This is a genomic window from Neorhizobium sp. S3-V5DH (assembly GCF_004343065.1).
GTDB classification, from domain to species: Bacteria; Pseudomonadota; Alphaproteobacteria; order Rhizobiales; family Rhizobiaceae; genus Neorhizobium; species Neorhizobium huautlense.
Genome location: NZ_SMCL01000008.1, coordinates 62,686 through 84,476 on the forward strand (window position 1 = coordinate 62,686; position 21,791 = coordinate 84,476).

Annotated in this window: 20 protein-coding genes; 14 read left to right on the forward strand and 6 right to left on the reverse strand. The window is 58.2% G+C overall.

What is annotated here, in order from left to right:
- The first annotated feature begins 296 nt into the window (after nt 1-296).
- The 8 genes from hemE to EDE09_RS13875 all read left to right on the forward strand — a co-directional run bounded on the left by hemE (nt 297) and on the right by EDE09_RS13875 (nt 8,963).
- A complete protein-coding gene (gene hemE, locus EDE09_RS13840; RefSeq protein WP_132411064.1) occupies nt 297-1,331 on the forward strand; it encodes a uroporphyrinogen decarboxylase in 1,035 nt (344 codons plus the stop codon).
- On the forward strand, nt 1,328-1,873 hold the full coding sequence (gene hemJ / locus EDE09_RS13845; protein ID WP_132411066.1) for a protoporphyrinogen oxidase HemJ: 546 nt from the start codon (nt 1,328-1,330) through the stop codon (nt 1,871-1,873). Before hemE ends, hemJ begins: the two co-directional genes overlap by 4 nt.
- Before the next feature lie 182 nt (nt 1,874-2,055).
- Nucleotides 2,056-3,321: a transcription termination factor Rho gene (gene rho / locus EDE09_RS13850; RefSeq protein WP_105372201.1), complete on the forward strand. Its 1,266-nt coding sequence runs from the start codon at nt 2,056-2,058 to the stop codon at nt 3,319-3,321.
- A gap of 85 nt (nt 3,322-3,406) precedes the next feature.
- Nucleotides 3,407-4,705: a tRNA uridine-5-carboxymethylaminomethyl(34) synthesis GTPase MnmE gene (mnmE, locus tag EDE09_RS13855; RefSeq protein WP_132411068.1), complete on the forward strand. Its 1,299-nt coding sequence runs from the start codon at nt 3,407-3,409 to the stop codon at nt 4,703-4,705.
- A 48-nt stretch (nt 4,706-4,753) separates the two neighbouring features.
- Nucleotides 4,754-6,628: a tRNA uridine-5-carboxymethylaminomethyl(34) synthesis enzyme MnmG gene (gene mnmG, locus EDE09_RS13860; protein ID WP_132411210.1), complete on the forward strand. Its 1,875-nt coding sequence runs from the start codon at nt 4,754-4,756 to the stop codon at nt 6,626-6,628.
- Nucleotides 6,628-7,245 (forward strand): 16S rRNA (guanine(527)-N(7))-methyltransferase RsmG, encoded by a 618-nt coding sequence (rsmG, locus tag EDE09_RS13865; RefSeq protein ID WP_105372199.1) that lies wholly within the window; start codon nt 6,628-6,630, stop codon nt 7,243-7,245. Before mnmG ends, rsmG begins: the two co-directional genes overlap by 1 nt.
- A gap of 13 nt (nt 7,246-7,258) precedes the next feature.
- Nucleotides 7,259-8,050, forward strand: a complete 792-nt coding sequence (locus EDE09_RS13870; RefSeq protein WP_105372198.1) for a ParA family protein — start codon at nt 7,259-7,261, stop codon at nt 8,048-8,050.
- 28 nt (nt 8,051-8,078) lie between these two features.
- Nucleotides 8,079-8,963 carry a ParB/RepB/Spo0J family partition protein gene (locus EDE09_RS13875; protein WP_105372197.1) on the forward strand — a complete coding sequence of 295 codons (885 nt, stop codon included), beginning with the start codon at nt 8,079-8,081 and terminating at the stop codon, nt 8,961-8,963.
- Nucleotides 8,964-8,969: 6 nt separating this feature from the next.
- Here EDE09_RS13875 and holA read toward each other — a convergent pair whose 3' ends face one another.
- The 3 genes from holA to leuS are packed head-to-tail and all read right to left on the reverse strand — an operon-like array spanning nt 8,970 to nt 13,169.
- Nucleotides 8,970-10,001: a DNA polymerase III subunit delta gene (gene holA, locus EDE09_RS13880; RefSeq protein WP_132411070.1), complete on the reverse strand. Its 1,032-nt coding sequence runs from the start codon at nt 9,999-10,001 to the stop codon at nt 8,970-8,972.
- The gene (locus EDE09_RS13885; RefSeq protein WP_105372195.1) at nt 9,989-10,549 is read right to left on the reverse strand and encodes a hypothetical protein; all 561 of its coding nucleotides are present in this window, start codon (nt 10,547-10,549) and stop codon (nt 9,989-9,991) included. Before EDE09_RS13885 ends, holA begins: the two co-directional genes overlap by 13 nt.
- The gene (leuS, locus tag EDE09_RS13890) at nt 10,539-13,169 is read right to left on the reverse strand and encodes a leucine--tRNA ligase (protein ID WP_132411072.1); all 2,631 of its coding nucleotides are present in this window, start codon (nt 13,167-13,169) and stop codon (nt 10,539-10,541) included. Before leuS ends, EDE09_RS13885 begins: the two co-directional genes overlap by 11 nt.
- A gap of 174 nt (nt 13,170-13,343) precedes the next feature.
- On the opposite strand from leuS, the gene EDE09_RS13895 reads away from it, so the two are divergent.
- From EDE09_RS13895 to minE, 5 genes are all read left to right on the forward strand, one after another.
- The gene (locus EDE09_RS13895; RefSeq protein WP_105372194.1) at nt 13,344-14,003 is read left to right on the forward strand and encodes a YggS family pyridoxal phosphate-dependent enzyme; all 660 of its coding nucleotides are present in this window, start codon (nt 13,344-13,346) and stop codon (nt 14,001-14,003) included.
- Nucleotides 14,004-14,107: 104 nt separating this feature from the next.
- Nucleotides 14,108-16,030, forward strand: a complete 1,923-nt coding sequence (locus tag EDE09_RS13900; RefSeq protein WP_105372193.1) for a propionyl-CoA synthetase — start codon at nt 14,108-14,110, stop codon at nt 16,028-16,030.
- A 154-nt stretch (nt 16,031-16,184) separates the two neighbouring features.
- On the forward strand, nt 16,185-16,919 hold the full coding sequence (gene minC / locus EDE09_RS13905; RefSeq protein ID WP_105372192.1) for a septum site-determining protein MinC: 735 nt from the start codon (nt 16,185-16,187) through the stop codon (nt 16,917-16,919).
- 31 nt (nt 16,920-16,950) lie between these two features.
- Nucleotides 16,951-17,766: a septum site-determining protein MinD gene (minD, locus tag EDE09_RS13910; protein WP_105372191.1), complete on the forward strand. Its 816-nt coding sequence runs from the start codon at nt 16,951-16,953 to the stop codon at nt 17,764-17,766.
- Nucleotides 17,763-18,023 (forward strand): cell division topological specificity factor MinE, encoded by a 261-nt coding sequence (minE, locus tag EDE09_RS13915; protein ID WP_105372190.1) that lies wholly within the window; start codon nt 17,763-17,765, stop codon nt 18,021-18,023. The genes minD and minE overlap by 4 nt, the downstream gene beginning before the upstream one ends.
- 87 nt (nt 18,024-18,110) lie before the next feature.
- Here the strand turns inward: minE and EDE09_RS13920 are convergent, their stop codons facing one another.
- Nucleotides 18,111-18,821, reverse strand: coding sequence for a DUF1013 domain-containing protein (locus tag EDE09_RS13920; RefSeq protein ID WP_105372189.1), 711 nt, complete (start codon nt 18,819-18,821; stop codon nt 18,111-18,113).
- Between the two features lie 220 nt (nt 18,822-19,041).
- On the opposite strand from EDE09_RS13920, the gene acs reads away from it, so the two are divergent.
- A complete protein-coding gene (gene acs, locus EDE09_RS13925) occupies nt 19,042-20,994 on the forward strand; it encodes an acetate--CoA ligase (protein WP_105372188.1) in 1,953 nt (650 codons plus the stop codon).
- A gap of 79 nt (nt 20,995-21,073) precedes the next feature.
- Here acs and EDE09_RS13930 read toward each other — a convergent pair whose 3' ends face one another.
- Both EDE09_RS13930 and EDE09_RS13935 read right to left on the reverse strand, forming a co-directional pair.
- Nucleotides 21,074-21,520 (reverse strand): thermonuclease family protein, encoded by a 447-nt coding sequence (locus EDE09_RS13930; protein WP_112796010.1) that lies wholly within the window; start codon nt 21,518-21,520, stop codon nt 21,074-21,076.
- A gap of 49 nt (nt 21,521-21,569) precedes the next feature.
- Entirely contained in the window at nt 21,570-21,788 is a 219-nt protein-coding gene (locus EDE09_RS13935; RefSeq protein ID WP_105372186.1) for a DUF1674 domain-containing protein, read from the reverse strand.
- Nucleotides 21,789-21,791 lie beyond the last annotated feature (3 nt).

A 21,791-nucleotide genomic window follows, 5' to 3' on the forward strand; every position in this document is an offset into this window, starting at 1 on the left:
GATGTAGATCGAGGATGCTTGTGCACTCTGTGGACAAGGGCATCAAGCACCTTTTCGCTCCACAGCTTATCCACAAACTGCATTCGCTCCAGCACTACCATAACGCTTTGATCCAACTTGAGGAATCGGCTTATCCCTAAAAACCTCGCAGTGACCGCGTTTTTCTCTCCCGAACTTTGCAAAAGGCGGCCGATGGTCGCGTTGCCCGTGGTTTGACTTTAATCCTTGCTACTCACCGACTCTAAGAAATAGAAACCTATTCTAGATTCATTTCTTTTATTTTAGGGGAGACCCCATTGACCGGCCCATACCGGAAGATCGTCGAGGTGCTGAACGGCCAAACCGTTGCTCCGCCACCAATCTGGCTCATGAGACAGGCGGGACGTTATTTGCCGGAGTACCGGGAAACCCGAGCCCAGGCAGGGAGTTTCCTCGATCTCTGTTACACGCCGGATCTGGCTGTCGAGGTGACTTTGCAGCCGATCCGGCGCTACGGCTTCGATGCGGCCATCCTGTTCTCAGACATTCTCGTGATTCCCGACGCGCTGAAACGGAATGTTCGTTTTGTGCAGGGCGAAGGGCCGCAGATGGATCCCATCGACGTTTCCGGCATCGGAAACCTTAGCGGCGATAGCGTGCTGGATCACCTGGCACCCGTGATCGAAACGGTACGTCGCCTGCGGCGGGAATTGCCGGAAGAAACCGCGCTGCTTGGTTTCTGTGGAGCGCCCTGGACGGTGGCGACCTACATGATCGCCGGACATGGGACGCCGGACCAGGCGCCGGCACGGCTTTTCGCCTACCGACATGCCGAAGCTTTTGAGAAGCTCCTGTCCTTCCTGGCGGAAATCTCAGCGGAATATCTGATCGCCCAGATCGATGCCGGTGCTGATGCGGTTCAGATTTTCGATTCCTGGGCGGGTGTGCTCGGCGAGCGTGAGTTCGAGGATTTTGCGGTAAAACCAGTGGCCCGGATGATTGAAATCGTCCGCGCCCGTCGGCCGCAGGCAAAGATCATCGCATTCGCCAAAGGGGCGGGCCTCAACCTGCTTCACTACCGCCAGAAGACGAAGGCCGACGCGATCGGTCTCGATTGGTCGGTTCCGCTTTCCTTCGCGGCCGAGCTGCAGAAGGAAGGCCCGATCCAGGGCAATCTCGATCCGATGCGGGTCGTTGCGGGTGGTAAATCGCTCGATGAGGGGGTCGACGCTATTCTCGACAAGCTTGGGCATGGGCCGCTGATCTTCAATCTCGGCCATGGCATCACCCCGGAGGCTGATCCGGAAAACGTGACGAGCTTGATCAGGCGGGTGCGTGAGGCAAGAGCATGAGCCCCGACGAGCTGCAGGCGGGAAAACCGGCGGGACGGCGCTCGACCCTCAGGGCGGTCGTGGCTCTCGGCATATTCATCGCAATCCTCGCGGCAGTTTATCTCGCCCGGCCGGATGATTTCATCCTTTACGTCAAGGCTTTTCATGTGATTGCCGTGATCTCGTGGATGGCCGGGCTTCTCTACATGCCGAGGCTGTTCATCTATCACAGCGACGCCGAACCGGGCTCGGCACAATCGGAAACATTCAAGATCATGGAGCAGCGGCTTCTGAGGATCATTATGAATCCGGCGATGATGATCACATGGGCTCTCGGTCTTTACCTCGCCTGGGATGTCTATCAGCTCCGGGGCGGGTGGCTGCACGGGAAAATCACCCTGGTGGTTCTTCTCACGGCGGTGCATGTGCTGTTCAGCCGCGCGGTGAGGGCGTTTGCCGCAGACGGTCCGAGAAGGTCGCCGCGTTACTGGCGGATGATGAACGAGTTGCCGACCTTGCTGATGATCGGAATCGTCATTTTGGTGATCGTAAAACCTTTCTGATCGCTTTCTTTGACGAGATTTGGCGAACCCTCTTGCGGCGTTCCACGTGAATCGCTATTTTCTCCCCATCTCATCTCGTGGCATGCGTGTAATTTCCCGTCGTCCCCGGATCATTTTCCGCGGTAGCGAATTTCACCGACACGCCTACAATCTCCCTGAAATCCTCAATATGGTCCCCCTTCATGGCTGAAATGAAGCTTCAAGAACTCAAGAGCAAATCCCCTACGGATTTGCTGACCTTTGCCGAATCACTTGAGGTCGAGAATGCCAGCACGATGCGCAAGCAGGAGCTGATGTTCGCAATCCTCAAGGTTCTGGCGAGCCAGGACGTCGAAATCATCGGCGAGGGGGTGGTTGAGGTCTTGCAGGACGGGTTCGGCTTCTTGCGGTCGGCAAACGCCAACTACCTGCCGGGTCCCGACGATATCTACATCTCCCCGTCCCAGATCCGCCGTTTCTCCCTGAAAAGCGGCGACACCGTCGAAGGGCCGATCCGCGGCCCGAAGGAAGGCGAGCGCTATTTCGCTCTGCTGAAGGTCAATACGATCAATTTCGACGATCCGGAAAAAATTCGCCACAAGGTCCATTTCGACAATCTGACGCCGCTCTATCCCAACGAGCGCTTCAAGATGGAGCTCGATATCCCGACCTCCAAGGACCTGTCCGCGCGGGTCATCGATCTGGTCGCTCCACTCGGGAAGGGTCAGCGCGGCCTTATCGTCGCTCCTCCGCGGACCGGCAAGACCGTTTTGCTGCAGAACATCGCCCATTCGATCACCGCCAATCATCCGGAATGTTACCTGATCGTTCTTCTGATCGACGAGCGGCCGGAGGAAGTGACGGACATGCAGCGTTCGGTGAAAGGAGAGGTTGTTTCCTCGACTTTCGATGAACCGGCGGTTCGGCACGTTCAGGTCGCCGAAATGGTCATCGAAAAAGCGAAACGTCTTGTCGAACACGGCCGCGACGTCGTGATCCTGCTCGATTCCATTACCCGCCTCGGCCGCGCCTACAACACCGTCGTTCCCTCGTCCGGCAAGGTTCTGACAGGCGGTGTCGACGCCAATGCGCTGCAGCGTCCGAAACGCTTCTTCGGCGCAGCCCGCAACATCGAGGAAGGCGGTTCGTTGACGATCATTGCAACCGCTCTGATCGATACCGGAAGCCGCATGGACGAAGTCATCTTTGAAGAGTTCAAGGGCACCGGCAACTCGGAAATCGTCCTTGACCGAAAGGTGGCCGACAAACGCATCTTCCCGTCGATGGATATCCTCAAGTCCGGTACCCGGAAAGAAGACCTGCTTGTGCCGCGCCAGGACCTGCAGAAGATCTTCGTGCTTCGTCGTATCCTTGCGCCGATGGGAACGACGGACGCCATCGAATTCCTGATCGACAAGTTGAAACAGACGAAGAACAACGCCGATTTCTTCGATTCGATGAACACCTGATCGTTAGCCGGATTCAATTACAGGAAGCGCTCGGCTCGTCTGGGCGCTTTTTGATTTTTCGGATCTGGTTTGTTAAGGCAATGCCATGATCTCATCCGATACGATCTTTGCACTTTGCAGCGGTGTGTTGCCGGCGGGTGTCGCAGTCCTGCGGCTCAGTGGCCCTGGATCCTTCGATGCGGCGCGCGTTCTGGCGGGAGATTTGCCGCAAGCCCGCCGGGCAGTTTTAAGAACAATTCGGAGCCCCGACGGCTTGGTTATCGACCAAGCGCTTGTGCTTCTGTTCCCAGCACCCAATTCGTTTACGGGAGAAGATTGCGTCGAGTTCCAGCTGCATGGCAGTCGCGCCGTTATTGCAGCCGTTTACGAGGAGCTCGAACGGCTCGGTCTGCGGCTGGCCGAGGCAGGAGAATTCTCAAGAAGGGCATTTGAGAACGGCAAGCTGGATCTGGTGGAGGTAGAGGGCCTCGCCGATCTGATCGCCGCCGAAACGGAGATGCAGCGCCGGCTGGCGGTAGAACAAAGTCTGGGCGGCCAATCGGCGCTTTACAATCAATGGGCCGAAAGGTTGACCCGGGCGCGGGCGCTGATCGAAGCCGAACTGGATTTTGCTGACGAGGACGACGTTCCAGGATCGGTTTCCGACGGGGTGTGGTCGGACATGGCAGATCTTCTTCTGGAGCTTAGGGAGCATATCGCCGCCGCCAGGGCGGGGGAGGTTATCCGAGACGGATATAAGGTGGTGATCGCTGGGCCGCCCAATGCCGGCAAGTCCAGTCTGCTGAATGCCTTGGCCAAGCGGGACGTTGCAATTGTAACGGAGATTGCCGGCACCACGCGAGACATCCTGCATGTGGATATCGACCTAGACGGCTATCTCGTGCGATTTTTCGATACGGCCGGTTTGCGGTCTACCGACGATCGCGTCGAGCTGGAAGGAGTTAGGCGGGCTTTGACTGCCATTGAGCAGGCGGACTTGATCCTGCACCTCGAAGAGATCGATTCGGAACCGCAACAGTCTATACCTCTTGGGATGCCCAACGTGCTGCGGATCGGCACCAAGGTCGACAGCCATGGCGCCTCGTCCGCCTATGTCCTCTGTATTTCCAGTCGCACCGGGGAAGGACTTGAGGCGCTACGGGCGCATTTGCTTGCTACCCTGCAACAATTATGGTCCGGGTCTCTGGTCCCGAACCGCCTGAGGCATAGCCGTCATCTTAAAGAGGCTTCCAATTTCCTAGAGGAAGCGTTAAACGGCAGTGAGCTTGATGTCCGAGCTGAAAGCCTGCGCGCCGCAGCCTCCTCTCTTGGCCGAATAACCGGCCATGTGGATGTCGAGCAGCTCTTGGATATCATCTTTTCGCAATTCTGCATCGGCAAGTGATTCACGTGAAACGCCCAGTGGCGGGTTCGTGGAGTGATGGAAATGGACATGACATTTGACGTGGTGGTTATCGGCGGGGGACATGCGGGCTGTGAAGCGGCAAGTGCTTCCGCGCGGATGGGCGCCAGAACGGCGCTGATCACCCACAAGATAGAGACGATCGGCGTCATGTCCTGCAATCCGGCCATCGGCGGGTTGGGAAAGGGGCACCTTGTCCGGGAGGTTGATGCCCTTGATGGTCTGATGGGTCGCGTTGCTGACGAGGCAGGCATACAATTCCGTCTGCTCAATCGGAAAAAAGGACCGGCGGTACGCGGGCCGAGAACTCAGGCTGATCGCAAGCTTTACCGCCTTGCGATGCAGAGAGAAATCCTGAACCATCCCAACCTTGACGTCATTGAGGGTGACGCCTTCGACATCCAGACCGCGGAGGGTCGAGTAACCGCGGTGGAGATGAAGGATGGACGCCGATTCGGATGCGGAACGGTTGTACTGACGACCGGTACCTTCCTCCGGGGTCTGATTCACATCGGAGATCAAAAGATCCCCGCCGGTCGGGCCGGAGAAGAGCCTTCGCTCGGTCTTTCGGCAACTCTTCAGAGATGCGGGTTACGGCTCGGGCGGTTGAAGACGGGCACCCCTGCCCGCCTCGACGGACGAACAATCGATTGGGGCGGTATCGGTCGCCAGGAGGCCGACGAGGAGCCCGTCCCGTTCTCGTTCATGACCGACCGGATTACAACCCAGCAAATCGCCTGCGGTGTTACCCGCACGACAGAAGCCACCCACAAGATAATCTCGGACAACATCCATCGCTCAGCGATGTATTCAGGGCAGATCGAGGGTGTGGGGCCGCGCTACTGTCCGTCGATCGAAGATAAGATTGTCCGCTTCGGAGAGAGAGACGGTCACCAGATTTTTCTGGAACCGGAGGGGCTCGACGATTTCACTGTTTATCCCAATGGCATTTCCACCTCGCTTCCCGCCGACATCCAGGATGCGTTTATTCGTACCATCCCGGGGTTGGAAAAGGTCGCCGTTCTCCAGCCGGGCTATGCGATCGAATACGATCATGTCGATCCCCGCGAACTGACACCCTCGCTTGAGGTCATGAAGATGTCCGGATTATTCCTCGCAGGGCAGATCAACGGGACCACCGGGTACGAAGAGGCGGCCGCACAGGGCCTGGTGGCCGGACTGAATGCGGCTCTCAAGGCGGGCGGCGAAGATCCTTACCACTTCAGCCGCGCCGATTCCTACATCGGGGTCATGATCGACGATCTGACTTCACGCGGCGTAACCGAGCCGTATCGAATGTTCACCTCTCGTGCCGAATATCGGCTTTCTCTGCGTGCGGATAATGCAGATCTCAGACTGACTCCGAAAGGCATTGATCTGGGTTGCATACATGCGTCACGGCAAGAAAAGTTTGAGGCATATAGCGGGGAGCTTGATCAGCTTCGAACTATACTGAAGTCGCTCGATCTGACGCCGAATGAGGCGGCCCGACACGGCCTGAAGATGAATCAGGACGGACAGAGACGGACCGCCTACGAAATTCTGGCCTATCCCGACCAAACTCTTTGTTCTCTTTCCGCCGTATGGCCTGAGCTGGCAGATGTTTCTCCGAAAGCACGGGAGGCTCTGGAAATTGAAGCTTGCTATGCGGTTTACATGGATAGGCAGGTCGCGGACATTGCCGCAACACAGAAAAATGAAGCGCGTTCGATACCTCAAGACTTTGATTTCGCTTCACTTTCTGGTCTTTCTAACGAGGTCAGGCAAAAGTTGGCGGCCTCGAGGCCTGCCAATCTGGCACAGGCAGCAAAGGTCAATGGTATGACCCCAGCGGCGCTTGCTTTGCTTCTGGCCTTGCTCCGCAAGGAAGAGCTGGCGGCCCATCGCGTTAAACGAGTCTCCTGATGTTGTTAAACGGCAGGAGTGTTTCACGTGAAACGCAAGAACGGCTGGAGCATTTTTCTAAGCTCTTTCAGAAATGGGCCAAGACGATCAATCTCGTTGCTCCTTCGACGTTGGATGAGTTGTGGCACCGTCATATCGCCGACAGCGCGCAAATCTTTCATCTCTCTCCCGGCCCCTACACTTGGGTTGATCTTGGATCGGGTGGAGGGTTTCCCGGTATTATCACCGCCATCTTCTTAGCGGAGATAGGTGGTGGCTGGGTTCATCTGGTGGAAAGCAACCAGAAGAAGGCAGCCTTTCTTCGGGTGGCCCTGAGCGAAACAGGAGCCCGCGGCTCGATCCACCCAATTCGGATCGAAGCAGCAACGAAAGCAATCACTGAATGTGATCGGATCTCTGCAAGGGCACTTGCGGACCTCGAACAGCTCCTCTCCTATACCGCACCATGGGCAGGCAATAAAAATACCAGGGCATTTTTCCATAAAGGCCGGGATTACGCGAGTGAGGTGCAGAAAGCCCGTGGTCGATGGTCATTTGATCTGTTAAAACATAACAGTGCCGTCGAGTCAGATTCTGTCATCCTTGAACTCAGCAATATCAGGCACAAAGAACCCTAACTTCAGGTGCGGTATGTTCGAAAAAAACCGGATTATCACCATCGCCAACCAGAAGGGTGGTGTCGGAAAAACGACGACGGCGATCAATCTAGCGACGGCCCTTGCTGCAATCGGCGAGCGTGTCCTGATCGTGGATCTGGATCCGCAGGGGAACGCCAGTACCGGTCTGGGGATCGAACGCCGCGAACGGAAGATATCCTCTTATGATTTACTGATGGGCTATAACTCGGTTGCTGAAACGGCCTTGGAGACCGCGGTGCCCAACCTCTGGATTGTTCCGTCGACCATGGACCTGTTGGGGTTCGAGATGGAGATCTCGCAATCTTCCGACCGTGCCTTCAAGTTGCGGCGAGCGCTAAACACCGACGAAGCCCAGTTCTATTCTTATATTCTTCTGGATTGCCCTCCATCGTTCAATCTATTAACGATGAACGCGATGGCTGCTGCTCATTCAGTTCTTGTACCGCTCCAATGCGAATTCTTCGCCCTTGAGGGGCTGAGTCAACTTTTGGAAACCGTTGATCAGGTTCGCCGCACCATCAATCCGGCTCTTGATATCCAGGGCATCGTGCTAACAATGTTCGACGCTCGTAACAATCTGGCCCAGCAGGTCGTCAGTGACGTCAGGACCTATTTGGGAGATAAGGTCTACCATACCCTTATCCCTCGCAATGTTCGAGTGTCGGAAGCCCCCTCTTATGGAAAACCGGCTATTCTTTACGACCTGAAATGTGCTGGCAGCCAGGCCTATCTGCAGCTGGCATCCGAGGTGATCCAAAGAGAGCGTCGGCGCAAAGCGGCGTGAATGCATCGACTGGAGTGAGTAGAAGCGAATGAATGACGATGTTTCGAAGCGGCGCCTGGGCCGTGGTCTCGCAGCTCTGATCGGTGAGATGGACCAACCGGTTCCGGTCGACGGAGGCACGCGCGGCGTCAATCCAGATCGCATGGTGCCGATTGAATATGTCGCTCGCAATCCGCGTAATCCGCGAAGAAGTTTCGACGAAAGCGAGCTGCAGGATTTGGCGAGTTCGATCCGACAACACGGGATCGTTCAGCCGGTGGTTGTCCGCCCGCAGGGCTCGGATCGTTTTGAAATCATCGCCGGGGAGCGGCGTTGGCGGGCGGCGCAACTTGCGGGTTTGATTGAAATTCCCGTTATCGTTCGCGATGTGGACGATCGTACCGCGTTGGAAATCGCCATTGTCGAGAACGTCCAGCGCTCCGACCTTAATCCGTTGGAAGAAGCGCTGGGCTACGAACAGCTGATCGCAGAGCATGGCTATACCCAAAACGATCTTGGCGAGATTATCGGCAAGAGCCGAAGCCATGTGGCAAACAGTCTGCGCCTGTTGAAATTGCCGGAACCTGTTCGGGATATGCTTGCCTCCGGGAGCCTCTCCGCCGGGCATGCGCGAGCGTTGATTACCACTTCGGATCCTGCGGCACTTGCTCGTACGATCGTGTCAAAAGGTATGTCGGTTCGCGATGCAGAACGACTTGCGCAGAACGACATCAAGGCCCAGAGCGAGGGAGCATCCGTTTCGAAGACGGAACAAAAGGATTCCGATACGCTGGCGCTCGAGCGCACGCTGACGGACTCTCTCGGGCTGGAGGTCAAGATCAACCACAAGAGCGGCGGCGGCCATGTGCGGATCAATTATCGGAGCCTCGATCAGCTCGAGGAGATCTGCCGCTTGCTGGAACGAAGACAATGAACAAAATCAACGGCTTGACTGAATAGTGATCGCCATCAGGGTTTGGAAAGCAATACTCGGCTCAAGGTTTTGTTTCTGACGCGACATCAATATAGCAGATTGCAGACGTTCGGTTTCGCGAGACAACGCCGGCGCGCTCCATGTCCGGAGCGCTTTTTCCATCATCGGCTTGCGCTTGAAGTGAATGTGTCGGCCGAGCGTCATCATCACCTGTGCGACGGGAAGTTTTTTCTCTTCCATTTCAGCTTTCATCAGATCCAGCAGCTGGAACTGCTTGAGGCAGGATTGCAGGACGAGGAAAATCGGAGTCTTGGAAGAGAGGACTTTCTGTATGGCGCGATGGAGGCTGGGCAGATCGCCACTCAGGATCGCATCCACTGCTTCGTCGGCTGAAACGCCGCTTGCATCGCCGATGATGTCGTGGATGTGTTCCTCCTCCACCATACCCTTGCCGCGGCAATAAAGGGCAAGTTTTCGAACCTCATTGCGAGAGGCAACCCGGTCTCCTCCCAGAAGGTCCAGGAGCTTCTGCCGCGCCGCGGTGCTGATTTTGAGGTTTTCGCCTCCGAGTTCGCTGTCGATGAGGCTGTTCAAGGCTCTTATGTCATCCGCATAACAGGGAATTACGGCAACGGATTTCGCGGGCTCGGCAGTCTTTCGCAGACCGCTCCCTTTTTTCAGATCCCCTGCCTCGATAATCAATATATTGGCAGGAGGCGAACCTGCGGCGAGAATCTGAACCGCATCGAGAAGCGGCTTTTCATTCGCGGCACCGCGGAGCCAGACAAGTTTCGATCCGCCGAAGAGGCCGAGCGAGTTCACTTCATCCAGAAGCCTGCCTGGATCTCCCTGAAGATCTGAAACATCCAGCTTCAGCGTGGCGAATGGGTCATCTTTCGGAACTCCCGTCCGGGCAGCGATTATCGCGGCGCGTTCCGAGACCAGACCGCGATCAGGCCCGTAAATGACGAATATCTTGTAGAGTTCGACACCCTTTTCTGCAAAACGGTCGAACTCGTGGGACTTTATTTCTGCCATACCGTCTGCGGCTGAGGTTCGCGGGCTATTACGATCGCGATCTCGGCGCGAATGAACTCGGCAAGCTCGCGTGCCGCGCGGTTTTCAGCATCGCGAATGGCCCGAAGCTTGGCAAAGCCCTGCCCCGAAACATCGATTAGAGACACCACCTCGCGCTTGCTGGACCTCAGCACCTGCCCGTCGCTCAAGCGTGTGATCGTGTAGGTCGCCCCGACCTGCACACGGCCGGGCACAGGTACGCCCGTCGTGGAGACGTTGTCGTCGTCCTCGTCGTCGATAATGCTCGACGCCGTGCTGGTGGCCGACAGCTTCACGTCATAGGCCGGGCGCACAGACTCACCGGCACCGCCAGATGTCAGGAAGATCAAGTGGTTGCGGATGACTTGGTCAATGCGGCTCTGGGGGTGGGAGAAACCGACCGCAGCAAGCCGTTCGCCCGTGCCCGCCGACTCCGAGTAGAGGGGACGGACCTGGCAGCCTGCCACGACGGCAAGCAGGACAAGGCTGGAGATAAGGCCGATGCGACGGAAGGAGCGGTCAGACGACAATGTTCACGATCCTCTGTGGGACGACGATGATTTTCTTTGGCGCCCGGCCATCAAGAGCCGCCCTCACCGCTTCCAGCGCCAAAACCGCAGCTTCGACGGCACTTTGATCCGCGTCGCGGGCGATTGTCAATTCGGCTCGTTTCTTGCCATTGATCTGGATGGGCAAAGTGATGTCATTTTCGACGACTAGGGCTTCATCGTACTGCGGCCAGGCGGTCTTGGTCAGCAATCCGCCGTTGCCAAGCGCAGCCCAGCATTCTTCTGCGAGATGCGGTGTCATTGGAGCCACGATCTGCACCAGTATCTCCGCGGCGTCGCGCACCGCAGCTCGAAATGCCAAATCGCCTTCGCCCGCCGCGACCCTGCCGAGCGGTGCAGCCAAGGCGTTGACAAGCTCGTAAATGCGCGCAACCGCCTTGTTGAAGGAAAGCTTGTCGTAGTCTCCCTGGACGGCCTTCAATGTTTTATGGGCCAGCTGCGAGATCGCAAGCGCCTCGCCCCCCTTAGCCGGCTTCGGCTCGATGGTGGAGAGGTTTCCGGATGCTTCGGAGATCAACCGCCAGAGCCGCTGTGTAAAGCGGTGAGCACCCTCTACGCCGGCCTCCGACCAAATGACGTCGCGCTCAGGCGGCGAGTCCGAGAGCACAAAGAAGCGAGCCGTGTCCGCGCCGTAGGACTCGATAATATCGTCCGGATCCACGACGTTTTTCTTGGACTTCGACATCTTCTCTATCGAACCGATGGTGATTTCCTCGCCGGTCGCCAGAAGGGTAGCGCGTCTTTTGCCGTCGACTTCCTCAATGCGGATATCGGCAGGCGCTACCCATTCGCCATTCTGCCCGGAACCCCGACGGTAAGTCTCATGAACAACCATGCCCTGGGTGAACAGGCCTTTGAAGGGTTCCTTCAGGTCGACATGGCCCGTCTCCCGCATGGCGCGGGTGAAGAAGCGCGAATAGAGCAGATGCAGGATCGCATGTTCAATACCGCCGATATATTGATCGACGGGCAGCCAGCGGTTGGCGGCGGCTGGATCTGTCGGCTCGTTTTCCCAAGGCGCGGTGAAACGGGCGAAATACCAGCTCGAATCGACGAACGTATCCATCGTATCCGTCTCGCGACGCGCATTCTTGCCGCAGTTCGGGCAGGCAACATGTCGCCAGGTCGGATGACGGTCCAGCGGATTGCCCGGCTGGTCGAAGGTCACATCGTCCGGCAATCTCACCGGCAGATCCGCTTTCGGCACCGGCACGACGCCGCAGTCATCGCAATGAATGACAGGGATAGGGCAGCCCCAGTACCGCTGCCGGGAAATGCCCCAGTCACGCAGGCGGAAATTTACCTTGCGTTCGCCCTGCGGCATATTGCCGAGCAGCGTGTCGGACAACTTATCGGCAACGATCTCGAAAGCTTCCTCTGTCGTTTTACCGTCCAGGAAGCGGGAATTGATCATTACGCCGTCATCGACGTAGGCCGTATTGCCGATCTCGAAGGTCGCGGCATCGCCGCCCTTGGGCATAACGACCGGAACCACGGGCAGATCGTATTTGCGGGCAAAATCCAGGTCGCGCTGGTCGCCGGAAGGGCATCCGAAGATAGCACCCGTGCCGTAGTCCATCAGCACGAAGTTGGCGACATAGACCGGCAGTTCCCAAGAGGGATCGAGCGGATGCCTGACCCGGATACCGGTATCCATGCCCTTCTTTTCGGCCGTCTCCAGCGCAGCCAACGAGGTCCCGTGACGTCGGCACTCTTCTGCAAAAGCTTCGATAGCCGGATCCTGTGCGGCAACGGCCTTTGCGATCGGATGGTCGGCTGCGATCGCCAGGAAAGAAGCACCGAACAAGGTGTCCGGGCGGGTGGTATAGACCACCACTTCGTTCTCACCGGCAGGGGCGGTGCCAGGGACGATCTCCCAACGCAAGGCCAAACCTTCGGACCGGCCGATCCAGTTCTTCTGCATCAGCCGGACTTTTTCCGGCCATTGATCCAGGTCATCCAGCGAATCGAGCAGGTCCTGGCTGAATTCGGTGATCTTGAAGAACCACTGCACCAGCTCTCGCTGTTCGACCAGGGCGCCGGAGCGCCAGCCGCGGCCATCGATAACCTGTTCGTTGGCCAGCACGGTCTGATCGACCGGATCCCAGTTAACCTTCGATTGCTTGCGATAGACCAAGCCCTTTTCCATCATGTCCAGGAAGAGGTGCTGCTGGCGATGGTAATAATCGACATCGCAGGTGGCGAATTCGCGCGACCAGTCCAGCGAAAGGCCCATGGCCTTCAGTTGCTTCTTCATCGCTTCAATGTTCTGGTAGGTCCAGGCCTTCGGATGAACCTTGTTGTCCCGAGCGGCGTTTTCGGCTGGCATTCCAAAGGCGTCCCAACCCATCGGATGCAAGACGTTGAACCCGCGAGCGCGCTTGTAACGCGCAACCACATCTCCCATCGCGTAGTTCCGCACATGGCCCATGTGAATGCGGCCCGACGGGTAAGGGAACATCTCCAGGACGTAATATTTCTCGCGCGGATCGCTGTTGTCGGTCTCGAAGACCTTGGCTTCGTTCCACTTCTGCTGCCAGCGAGGCTCGGCATCGCGCGGATTATAACGTTCAGTCGCCATTTCGATGATATTCCGGGAAATCAGGATAAAGAGTCGGGCGAGACCTTCACCATGAAACCCCGCAAGCGTCAAGTTTTACGGGGTCGGGAAGGGGCAAAGTTTCAGGCGGAAAGGCCTTGGCAGAGGCTTATATGAGGGCTACTCGCTGACATCGCAAGAAATGGAAAGGTGATCATGAGCGTCGAGCAGAGACTTCACGAAGTTCAGGAACGGATAGGCAAGGCGGAGCGTCAGGCGAAGCGTCCGGGCGGATCGGTGGCGCTCGTCGCGGTATCGAAGACTTTCGACGCAGATCACATCCGGCCGGTGATTGCTGCCGGCCAGCGCGTGTTCGGCGAAAACCGGGTGCAGGAAAGCCAGGGCAAATGGCCGGAGCTGAAGGGGGAGACGCTTGGCATCGAACTGCATCTGATCGGGCCGCTGCAATCCAACAAAGCGGAAGACGCGGTCGCCCTGTTCGACGTCATCGAAACCGTCGACCGGGAAAAGATCGCCCGGGCGCTGGCCGGCGAGATGAAACGGCAGGGAAGATCGCCGAAGCTCTACGTGCAGGTCAATACCGGGCTGGAGCCGCAAAAGGCGGGAATCGAGCCGAAGAAGACCGCCGAATTCGTGGATTTCTGCCGCGACGAACTTGGTCTTTCAGTCGAAGGCTTGATGTGCATTCCGCCGGCGGAGGAAAATCCCGGTCCGCATTTTGCGCTGCTTGCCAGGCTCGCCCAAGATTGCGCAGTGGAGAAGCTGTCCATGGGCATGTCGGGGGACTTCGAGACAGCGATCGAGTTCGGCGCGACCAGCGTAAGGGTAGGCTCGGCGATCTTCGGTGCCCGATAATAGACTTTTGTCAAGTCTCTCACGCTTTCGTCGGGGTTTCCCGTAATCCGTCGCCATCCTAGAGTGGCGGCCATCGGGCTGTGCTCATGTGACGGGAGGTGCAGATGCAAAGCCGCTATTTCGACGCCTATAAGGGCTGGCAGCAAAATCCGGAAGAATTCTGGAGGGCCGCCGCAAAGGAGATTCACTGGTTCAAGCAACCGGCCAGGATCTTCGACAGGGACCAAGGCGTTTATGGCCGCTGGTTTCCCGACGGGGAGACCAATACGTGCTACAATTGCCTCGACCGGCATGTCGAGGCCGGACGGGGCGGACAACGGGCCTTCATTTATGACAGCGTGATGACCGGCACGCAGAAAAGCTTCACCTACGACGACGTGCTTGTCGAGGTACAGGCGATCGCCGCAGTCCTCAGAAAACATGGCGTAGCCAAAGGTGACCGCGTTATCATCTATATGCCGATGGTGCCGGAAGCGGTGTTCTCCATGCTTGCCTGCGCCCGCCTCGGCGCGGTCCATTCCGTCGTTTTCGGCGGCTTCGCTGCACAGGAACTGGCCGCGAGGCTCGAAGACTCCAAGGCAAAGGTGATCATCAGCGCAAGCTGCGGTCTGGAGCCCGGGCGCGTGGTGGCCTATAAGCCGCTTCTCGATCAAGCGATCGACATGGCCAAGACCAAGCCGGATTATTGCCTGATCCTTCAGCGCGATCAGCTACACGCGCCGCTCCGCTACGAGCATGGAGATCGCGATTTCGCCGATGCGGTCGAAATGGAAAAGGTCAGCGGTACCGAGGTGCCGTGCGTCGCGGTAAAGGCCACCGATCCGCTCTACATCCTTTACACGTCCGGCACGACGGGACAGCCGAAAGGCGTTGTCCGCGACAACGGCGGACACATGGTGGCGCTCCGCTGGAGCATGGAGAATATCTACGGCCTGAAACCGGGAGACGTCTTCTGGACAGCCTCCGACATAGGCTGGGTGGTCGGCCATTCCTACATCGTCTACGGGCCACTTCTGGCCGGCAATACCAGCGTGATCTTTGAGGGAAAGCCGGTCGGCACACCTGACGCAGGTACCTTCTGGCGGGTGATCAACGACCACCGCGTCAAGGTTCTGTTCACAGCGCCGACCGCTTTCAGAGCCATCCGCCGAGAAGACCCGGAGGGTGATTTTATCGCCAGATTCGATACGTCCAGTCTGACGGCATTGTTTCTGGCGGGAGAGCGCGCCGATACGGAAACCCTGAAGTGGGCAGAGCAGAAGCTTCGGATCCCGGTCATAGACCACTGGTGGCAGACGGAAACTGGCTGGCCGATGGCGGCGAATACGATGGGGCTCGGCCTGATGCCGACCAAGCACGGTTCGCCTACGCGGCCGATGCCGGGTTATGCGATCGATGTGCTTGACGATGCCGGTCACCCGGTACCGTCGGGGACGCTCGGCAATATCGTCGTGAAATTGCCCCTGCCCCCCGGTTGTCTCGTCAGCTTCTGGCAGGCCGACGAACGGTTCCGTGACGCCTGCCTTGCCGAATTTCCCGGCTATTACAAGACCGCCGATGCAGGGCTTGTGGACGATGAGGGCTATGTGTTCGTCATGGCCCGCACCGACGACGTCATCAACTGCGCGGGGCACCGGCTTTCCACGGGAGCGATGGAGGAGGTGTGCGCCATGCATCCAGACGTCGCCGAATGCGCGGTCATCGGCGTGTCGGATGCGCTGAAAGGCCAAGTTCCCTGCGGTTTCGTTGTCCTGAAGCACAATGTCGCGCGTGATCATGCCCTGATCAAGAAGGAAGTCGTGGGGCTCATCCGAAACGAAATCGGCCCGGTTGCGGCTTTCAAGACGGTGATGGTCGTCGATCGCCTGCCGAAAACCCGTTCAGGCAAGATCCTGCGCGGCACCATGCAGAAGATTGCCGATGGAATGCCATGGAAAATGCCTGCCACGATCGACGATCCCGCCATTCTCGATGAAATCACATCCATCCTGAAGGCGAATGGATATGCGCGCAGCGCAGCAGCGTGAATCTTAGGAAAACCTGCCGAGCCCTTGAAACCTCCGGCGTCGGCCGGAGGTTTTCTATTACCCAACCGCTTAATAAACTGGCCCAACGGAGCTTGGCGTTAACTACTTGTTAACCATACCGGCAGTACACACGGTCAACGATTTATTTACGTAGATGACCAAAGTGCTAACAGACGCTCGATCGATCCGCATCAAGGGCCGCTCTTTTCTGGCGGTCGTCCTTTCTCCCGATCTTCCGTTCGACGACTGGCTCGCAAGGTTGGACGATCTGGCGGCGCGTTCGGCCGGTTTTTTCCTAGGACGTCCCGTCGTTCTGGATGTTACGGATCTGCCGATCGACCGGGCTCAATTGAAGGAGCTGCTCGCCGAGTTCAGCCAGCGCAATGTCAGCATCATGGGCATCGAAGGCGCGCGTCCCTCGATCCTTGGCCAGGGCATGCCGCCCGCTCTGAAGGGCGGGAGGCCTGTTTCCGACGAAGCCGTGGCCAAAGAACCGGTCATCGAGCTGCAGAACAACCCGGCCGACAGCAAATCCGCAGTCGTCGAAAGCCGGCAGCCATTGCAGTCCATCATCATCCGGGAACCGGTGCGCTCAGGCCAATCGGTGATCTTTCCGGAGGGCGATGTGACCGTCATCGGTTCGGTAGCTTCGGGCGCCGAGGTCATCGCCGGCGGGTCCGTCCACATCTACGGGACGCTGCGCGGCCGGGCGATGGCGGGTTCGGTCGGCAACGCCTCGGCGCGCATCTTCTGCCGCAAGATGGAGGCGGAACTGCTGGCGATCGACGGCATCTACAAGATGGCTGAAGACATGGCTCCGAGCTTGCGTGGAAAACCCGTCCAGCTCTGGCTCGAGGGCGATACAATCATGGCAGAGACACTTATCTGAGCCGGAGACGGCTGGGAAACAGGAGAGAAACATGGGGAAAGTCATAGTAGTCACGTCAGGCAAGGGCGGGGTCGGCAAGACGACCTCCTCCGCCGCGTTGGGAGCGGCTTTGGCGCACAAGGGCGACAGGGTCGTGATCGTCGACTTCGACGTTGGTTTGCGCAATCTCGATCTGGTCATGGGCGCAGAGCGCAGGGTCGTTTACGATCTGGTCAACGTCATCCAGGGCGAAGCAAAACTCAGCCAAGCGCTGATTCGCGACAAGCGGCTGGAAACACTCTTCCTGCTGCCTGCTTCGCAAACACGCGACAAGGACGCTCTTACTCCTGAAGGGGTCGAGACGGTCATCACGGAGCTGAAGCGAGTTTTTGACTGGGTGATATGCGACAGCCCGGCCGGTATCGAGCGCGGTGCGACGCTTGCCATGCGCCACGCCGATATCGCGGTGGTCGTGACCAACCCGGAAGTCTCCTCGGTGCGCGATTCGGACCGGATCATCGGGCTTCTCGACGCCAAGACCGCCAAGGCCGAACGGGGCGAACGCATCGAAAAGCACTTGCTGCTGACCCGCTACGATTCGAACCGAGCCGAGCGGGGCGACATGCTGAAGGTCGACGATGTTCTGGAGATCCTCTCGATTCCGCTCATCGGCATCATTCCGGAAAGCATGGATGTGCTGCGCGCTTCCAACATCGGTGCACCGGTCACTTTGGCGGACGCCCGCAGCGCTCCGGCAATGGCCTATTTCGACGCCGCCCGCCGGCTTGCCGGCGAGGTGCTGCCGATCACGATTCCCGGTGAAAAGCGGGGTATCTTCGGCAAAATCTTCGGAAGGAAGGCCGCATGAGCATTTTCAGCCTTTTCCGCAAACAAAGGTCTGCGCCAATGGCGCGCGAGCGCCTGCAGGTGCTCCTGGCGCATGAGCGCGCTTCCAGCAGTTCCGATCTCGTTTCCGTGCTCCGTGAGGAAATCCTGGCCGTCATAGCCAAGCACGTACAGCTCGACAGTGACAAGGTGCACGTAAAGATGGACCGTGACGAGAACGTTTCGATCCTTGAGATCGACGTGGAAATTCCGCTCGACGCGGCATTGCAGGCGGCCTGAAACAGCGGCCGACCGCGTCCTTTGGACCAAAAAAAACCCGCCGGATCGGCGGGTTTTTGCGTTCAATGGAATGGCAGGCGGATCTGCTTAGAAGCGATCGTCCTCGTCTTCCTCGTCGCGGCGATTGGACTTCAGCGAGCTCAATTTCGCGAAGACGGCATCCGCATCGATTTCCTTTTCTTCCTCGCGTTCCGGGCGATAGCTGAAGCCCAGGTTTTCGGTCTCGGAAGCCGGCTGCAGTGAGGCGCCGAGCTCGGCAGCCGTCGGCAGCGGACGGCCCTTGGAGGCGCGTTCGACTTCCAGGTCGAGATCGATCTGGCTGCAAAGGCCAAGCGTGACCGGATCCATGGGCGTCAGGTTGGCGGAATTCCAGTGAGTGCGTTCGCGAATCTGCTCGATCGTCGATTTCGTGGTGCCGACAAGGCGGGAAATCTGGGCGTCCTTGAGTTCCGGATGATTGCGGACCAGCCAGAGGATGGCATTTGGGCGGTCCTGGCGCTTCGAAACCGGCGTATAACGCGGGCCGCGGCGCTTCGATTCCGGCACGCGTACCTTGGGCTCGAGGAGCTTGAGCTTGTAGTTGACGTCTGCCTCACCCCGGCCGATCTCGTCGCGGGAAAGCTGGCCGGTGGCGATCGGATCGAGGCCCTTGATGCCCTGCGCCGCTTCGCCGTCGGCAATCGCCTTCACTTCCAAAGGATGAAGCTTGCAGAAATTGGCAATCTGGTCGAACGAAAGGGCGGTGTTGTCGACGAGCCAGACAGCGGTCGCCTTCGGCATAAGCAATTGTTGGGCCATGGGTATAGTTCCTCTGTCGTCCGCGCCGGTGTCGCGGGCCGTGGGTATCAACCACAATTTCCGGGAATTTACCGCCCTATAGCTGAAATGCGACGGAATTGCAAATCTTCAAATGACATGGCCGTTTGTCTAATTGCCGGGCCGGCTTCACCTGTTATGAATGCAAAACAGATTGCCTAGTCGACCATTGGCTGCGGCGTCGTTCGATGGGGAGGTATTCATGTCCGAAAAAGTTTATCCGGTGCTCAAGGCCACCAAAGCGAGAGCTTTGATCGATAAGGAAAAGTACGAGAAGTGGTATGAGGAAAGCATCGAGAACCCGGACAAGTTCTGGGGCAAACACGGAAGGCGCATCGACTGGTTCAAGCCTTACACAAAGGTCAAGAACACCTCCTTCAAAGGCAAGGTCTCGATCAAGTGGTTCGAAGACGGCCTGACCAACGTCTCCTACAACTGCATCGACCGGCATCTGAAGACGCATGGGGAGCGCACTGCGCTCATCTGGGAGGGCGACAACCCTTATATCGACAAGAAGATCACCTATAATCAGCTTTACGATCAGGTCTGCCGGCTGGCCAACGTCCTGAAAAAGCACGGCGTCAAGAAGGGCGACCGCGTTACCATCTATATGCCGATGATCCCGGAAGCGGCCTATGCGATGCTCGCCTGCGCCCGCATCGGGGCGGTCCATTCGGTGGTCTTTGGCGGCTTTTCGCCTGAAGCGCTGGCCGGCCGCATCGTCGATTGCGAGTCTACTTTCGTGATCACCTGCGACGAGGGCGTGCGCGGCGGCAAGCCGGTGCCGCTCAAGGAAAATACCGATACCGCCATCCATATCGCTGCCCGGCAATATGTGACGGTCGACAAGGTGCTCGTCGTACGCCGCACCGGCGGCAAGACGAACTGGGCGCCCGGCCGCGACCTCTGGTATCACCAGGAAATCGCCAGTGTGAAGCCGCATTGCGAGCCGGTAAAGATGAAGGCGGAAGACCCGCTCTTCATCCTCTACACGTCGGGCTCCACCGGCAAACCCAAGGGCGTGCTGCACACCACCGGCGGCTATCTCGTCTATGCGGCGATGACCCATGAATATGTCTTCGACTATCACGACGGCGACATCTACTGGTGTACTGCCGATGTGGGCTGGGTGACGGGGCATTCCTATATCGTCTACGGACCGCTCGCCAATTGCGCCACATCGCTGATGTTCGAAGGCGTGCCGAATTTTCCGGATCAGGGCCGCTTCTGGGAAATCATCGACAAGCACAAGGTCAACATCTTCTATACCGCGCCAACGGCGATCCGCTCGCTGATGGGAGCCGGAGATGAGTTCGTGAAGCGGTCATCGCGGGACAGCCTGCGCCTGCTCGGCACGGTCGGCGAGCCGATCAACCCGGAGGCCTGGGAATGGTATTACAATGTCGTCGGCGACAAGCGCTGCCCGGTGATCGATACCTGGTGGCAGACGGAGACCGGCGGGCATATGATCACGCCACTGCCGGGCGCGACGGATCTGAAGCCGGGTTCGGCCACCAGGCCGTTCTTCGGCGTGAAACCCGAACTGGTCGACAGCGAGGGCAAGGTGCTGGAAGGGGCGGCTGACGGCAACCTGTGCATCAGCGACAGCTGGCCGGGCATGATGCGCACGGTCTATGGCGACCACGAGCGCTTCATCCAGACCTATTTCTCCACTTACAAGGGCAAGTACTTCACCGGTGACGGCTGCCGCCGCGACGAAGACGGCTATTACTGGATCACCGGTCGCGTCGATGATGTCTTGAACGTGTCCGGTCACCGGCTTGGCACTGCCGAGGTCGAATCAGCCCTCGTTTCACATCATCTGGTGTCTGAAGCTGCTGTTGTCGGCTACCCGCACAATATCAAGGGGCAGGGTATTTATTGCTATGTCACCCTGATGGCGGGCAATGAAGGCAACGATGCGCTCCGGCAGGAACTGGTCAAGCACGTCCGTCAGGAGATCGGCCCGATCGCGGCGCCGGACAAGATCCAGTTCGCGCCAGGTCTACCGAAGACGCGCTCCGGCAAGATCATGCGCCGCATCCTGCGCAAGATTGCCGAGGATGATTTCGGGGCGCTCGGGGATACTTCGACACTTGCCGATCCCGGCGTTGTCGATGACCTTATCACGAACCGCCAGAACAAGGCAGGCTGACAAAAGGGCCGCCTCCCCAGAACCGATCCCCGAAAGTTGTCGTCCAACTTTCGGGGGCAGTTCAAACGACGAAAGTCTTTCAATCGGTATTACAGATCCGGTGTGGCTTCCTGCCTCCGTCATAGTCTTGCACGAGGCCGGCAAGCAGGAGGTTGCTTGCGGCATTGCGCCCGTCCGACAAGATGACGTCGGCGACGATGCGGCCGAAATATTTGTCGCCTGAAATACGCGTGAGTTGAATTCTGGAAGAGGCTGCGGCCAAGGTTTCCAAGGCCTGCTGCGCATCAAGCCCTTCCCGGCGGAGGTGATCGCATTTTGATTTCAATTCTGGCGCATCGATGCCGCGTATCCGGACATAGACTTCCATCTTTTGCTGCGGCCAGGGCTGGGCTTCAACCAGCAGGGTGTCGCCATCAATAACCCGCAGAATTTTCGCGGTGACAGGTCCTGAGATCTCCTCGCGCGCCGATGCTTGCGTGAAGAGGGTTGTGACGAAACCAGCCAGAATTAGAAGTTCCTTGAGCATGAAAGGAATAAATTCCGATCATGCGCCAAAGTCAATAGGAATATTTACCTTAAAAGTCGATTGCCCGGCCCTTGATTTCCCAATCGCCGAAACGGGCGGGATCGGCGCCACCGCGGCCGCCATATTCTGCCGGCGTCTCGGTCTTCGCTTCCGCCTGCCGGCGTTCCTCAGCTTCCTTCAGCGCGCGCTGGGCCGCTGGGGGCAGAGGTCTCGGTGGAGCTTCTTCCTTTGTGGCGGTGTCGCGATTGTCGTTCTCTGCGTTCTGCATCTT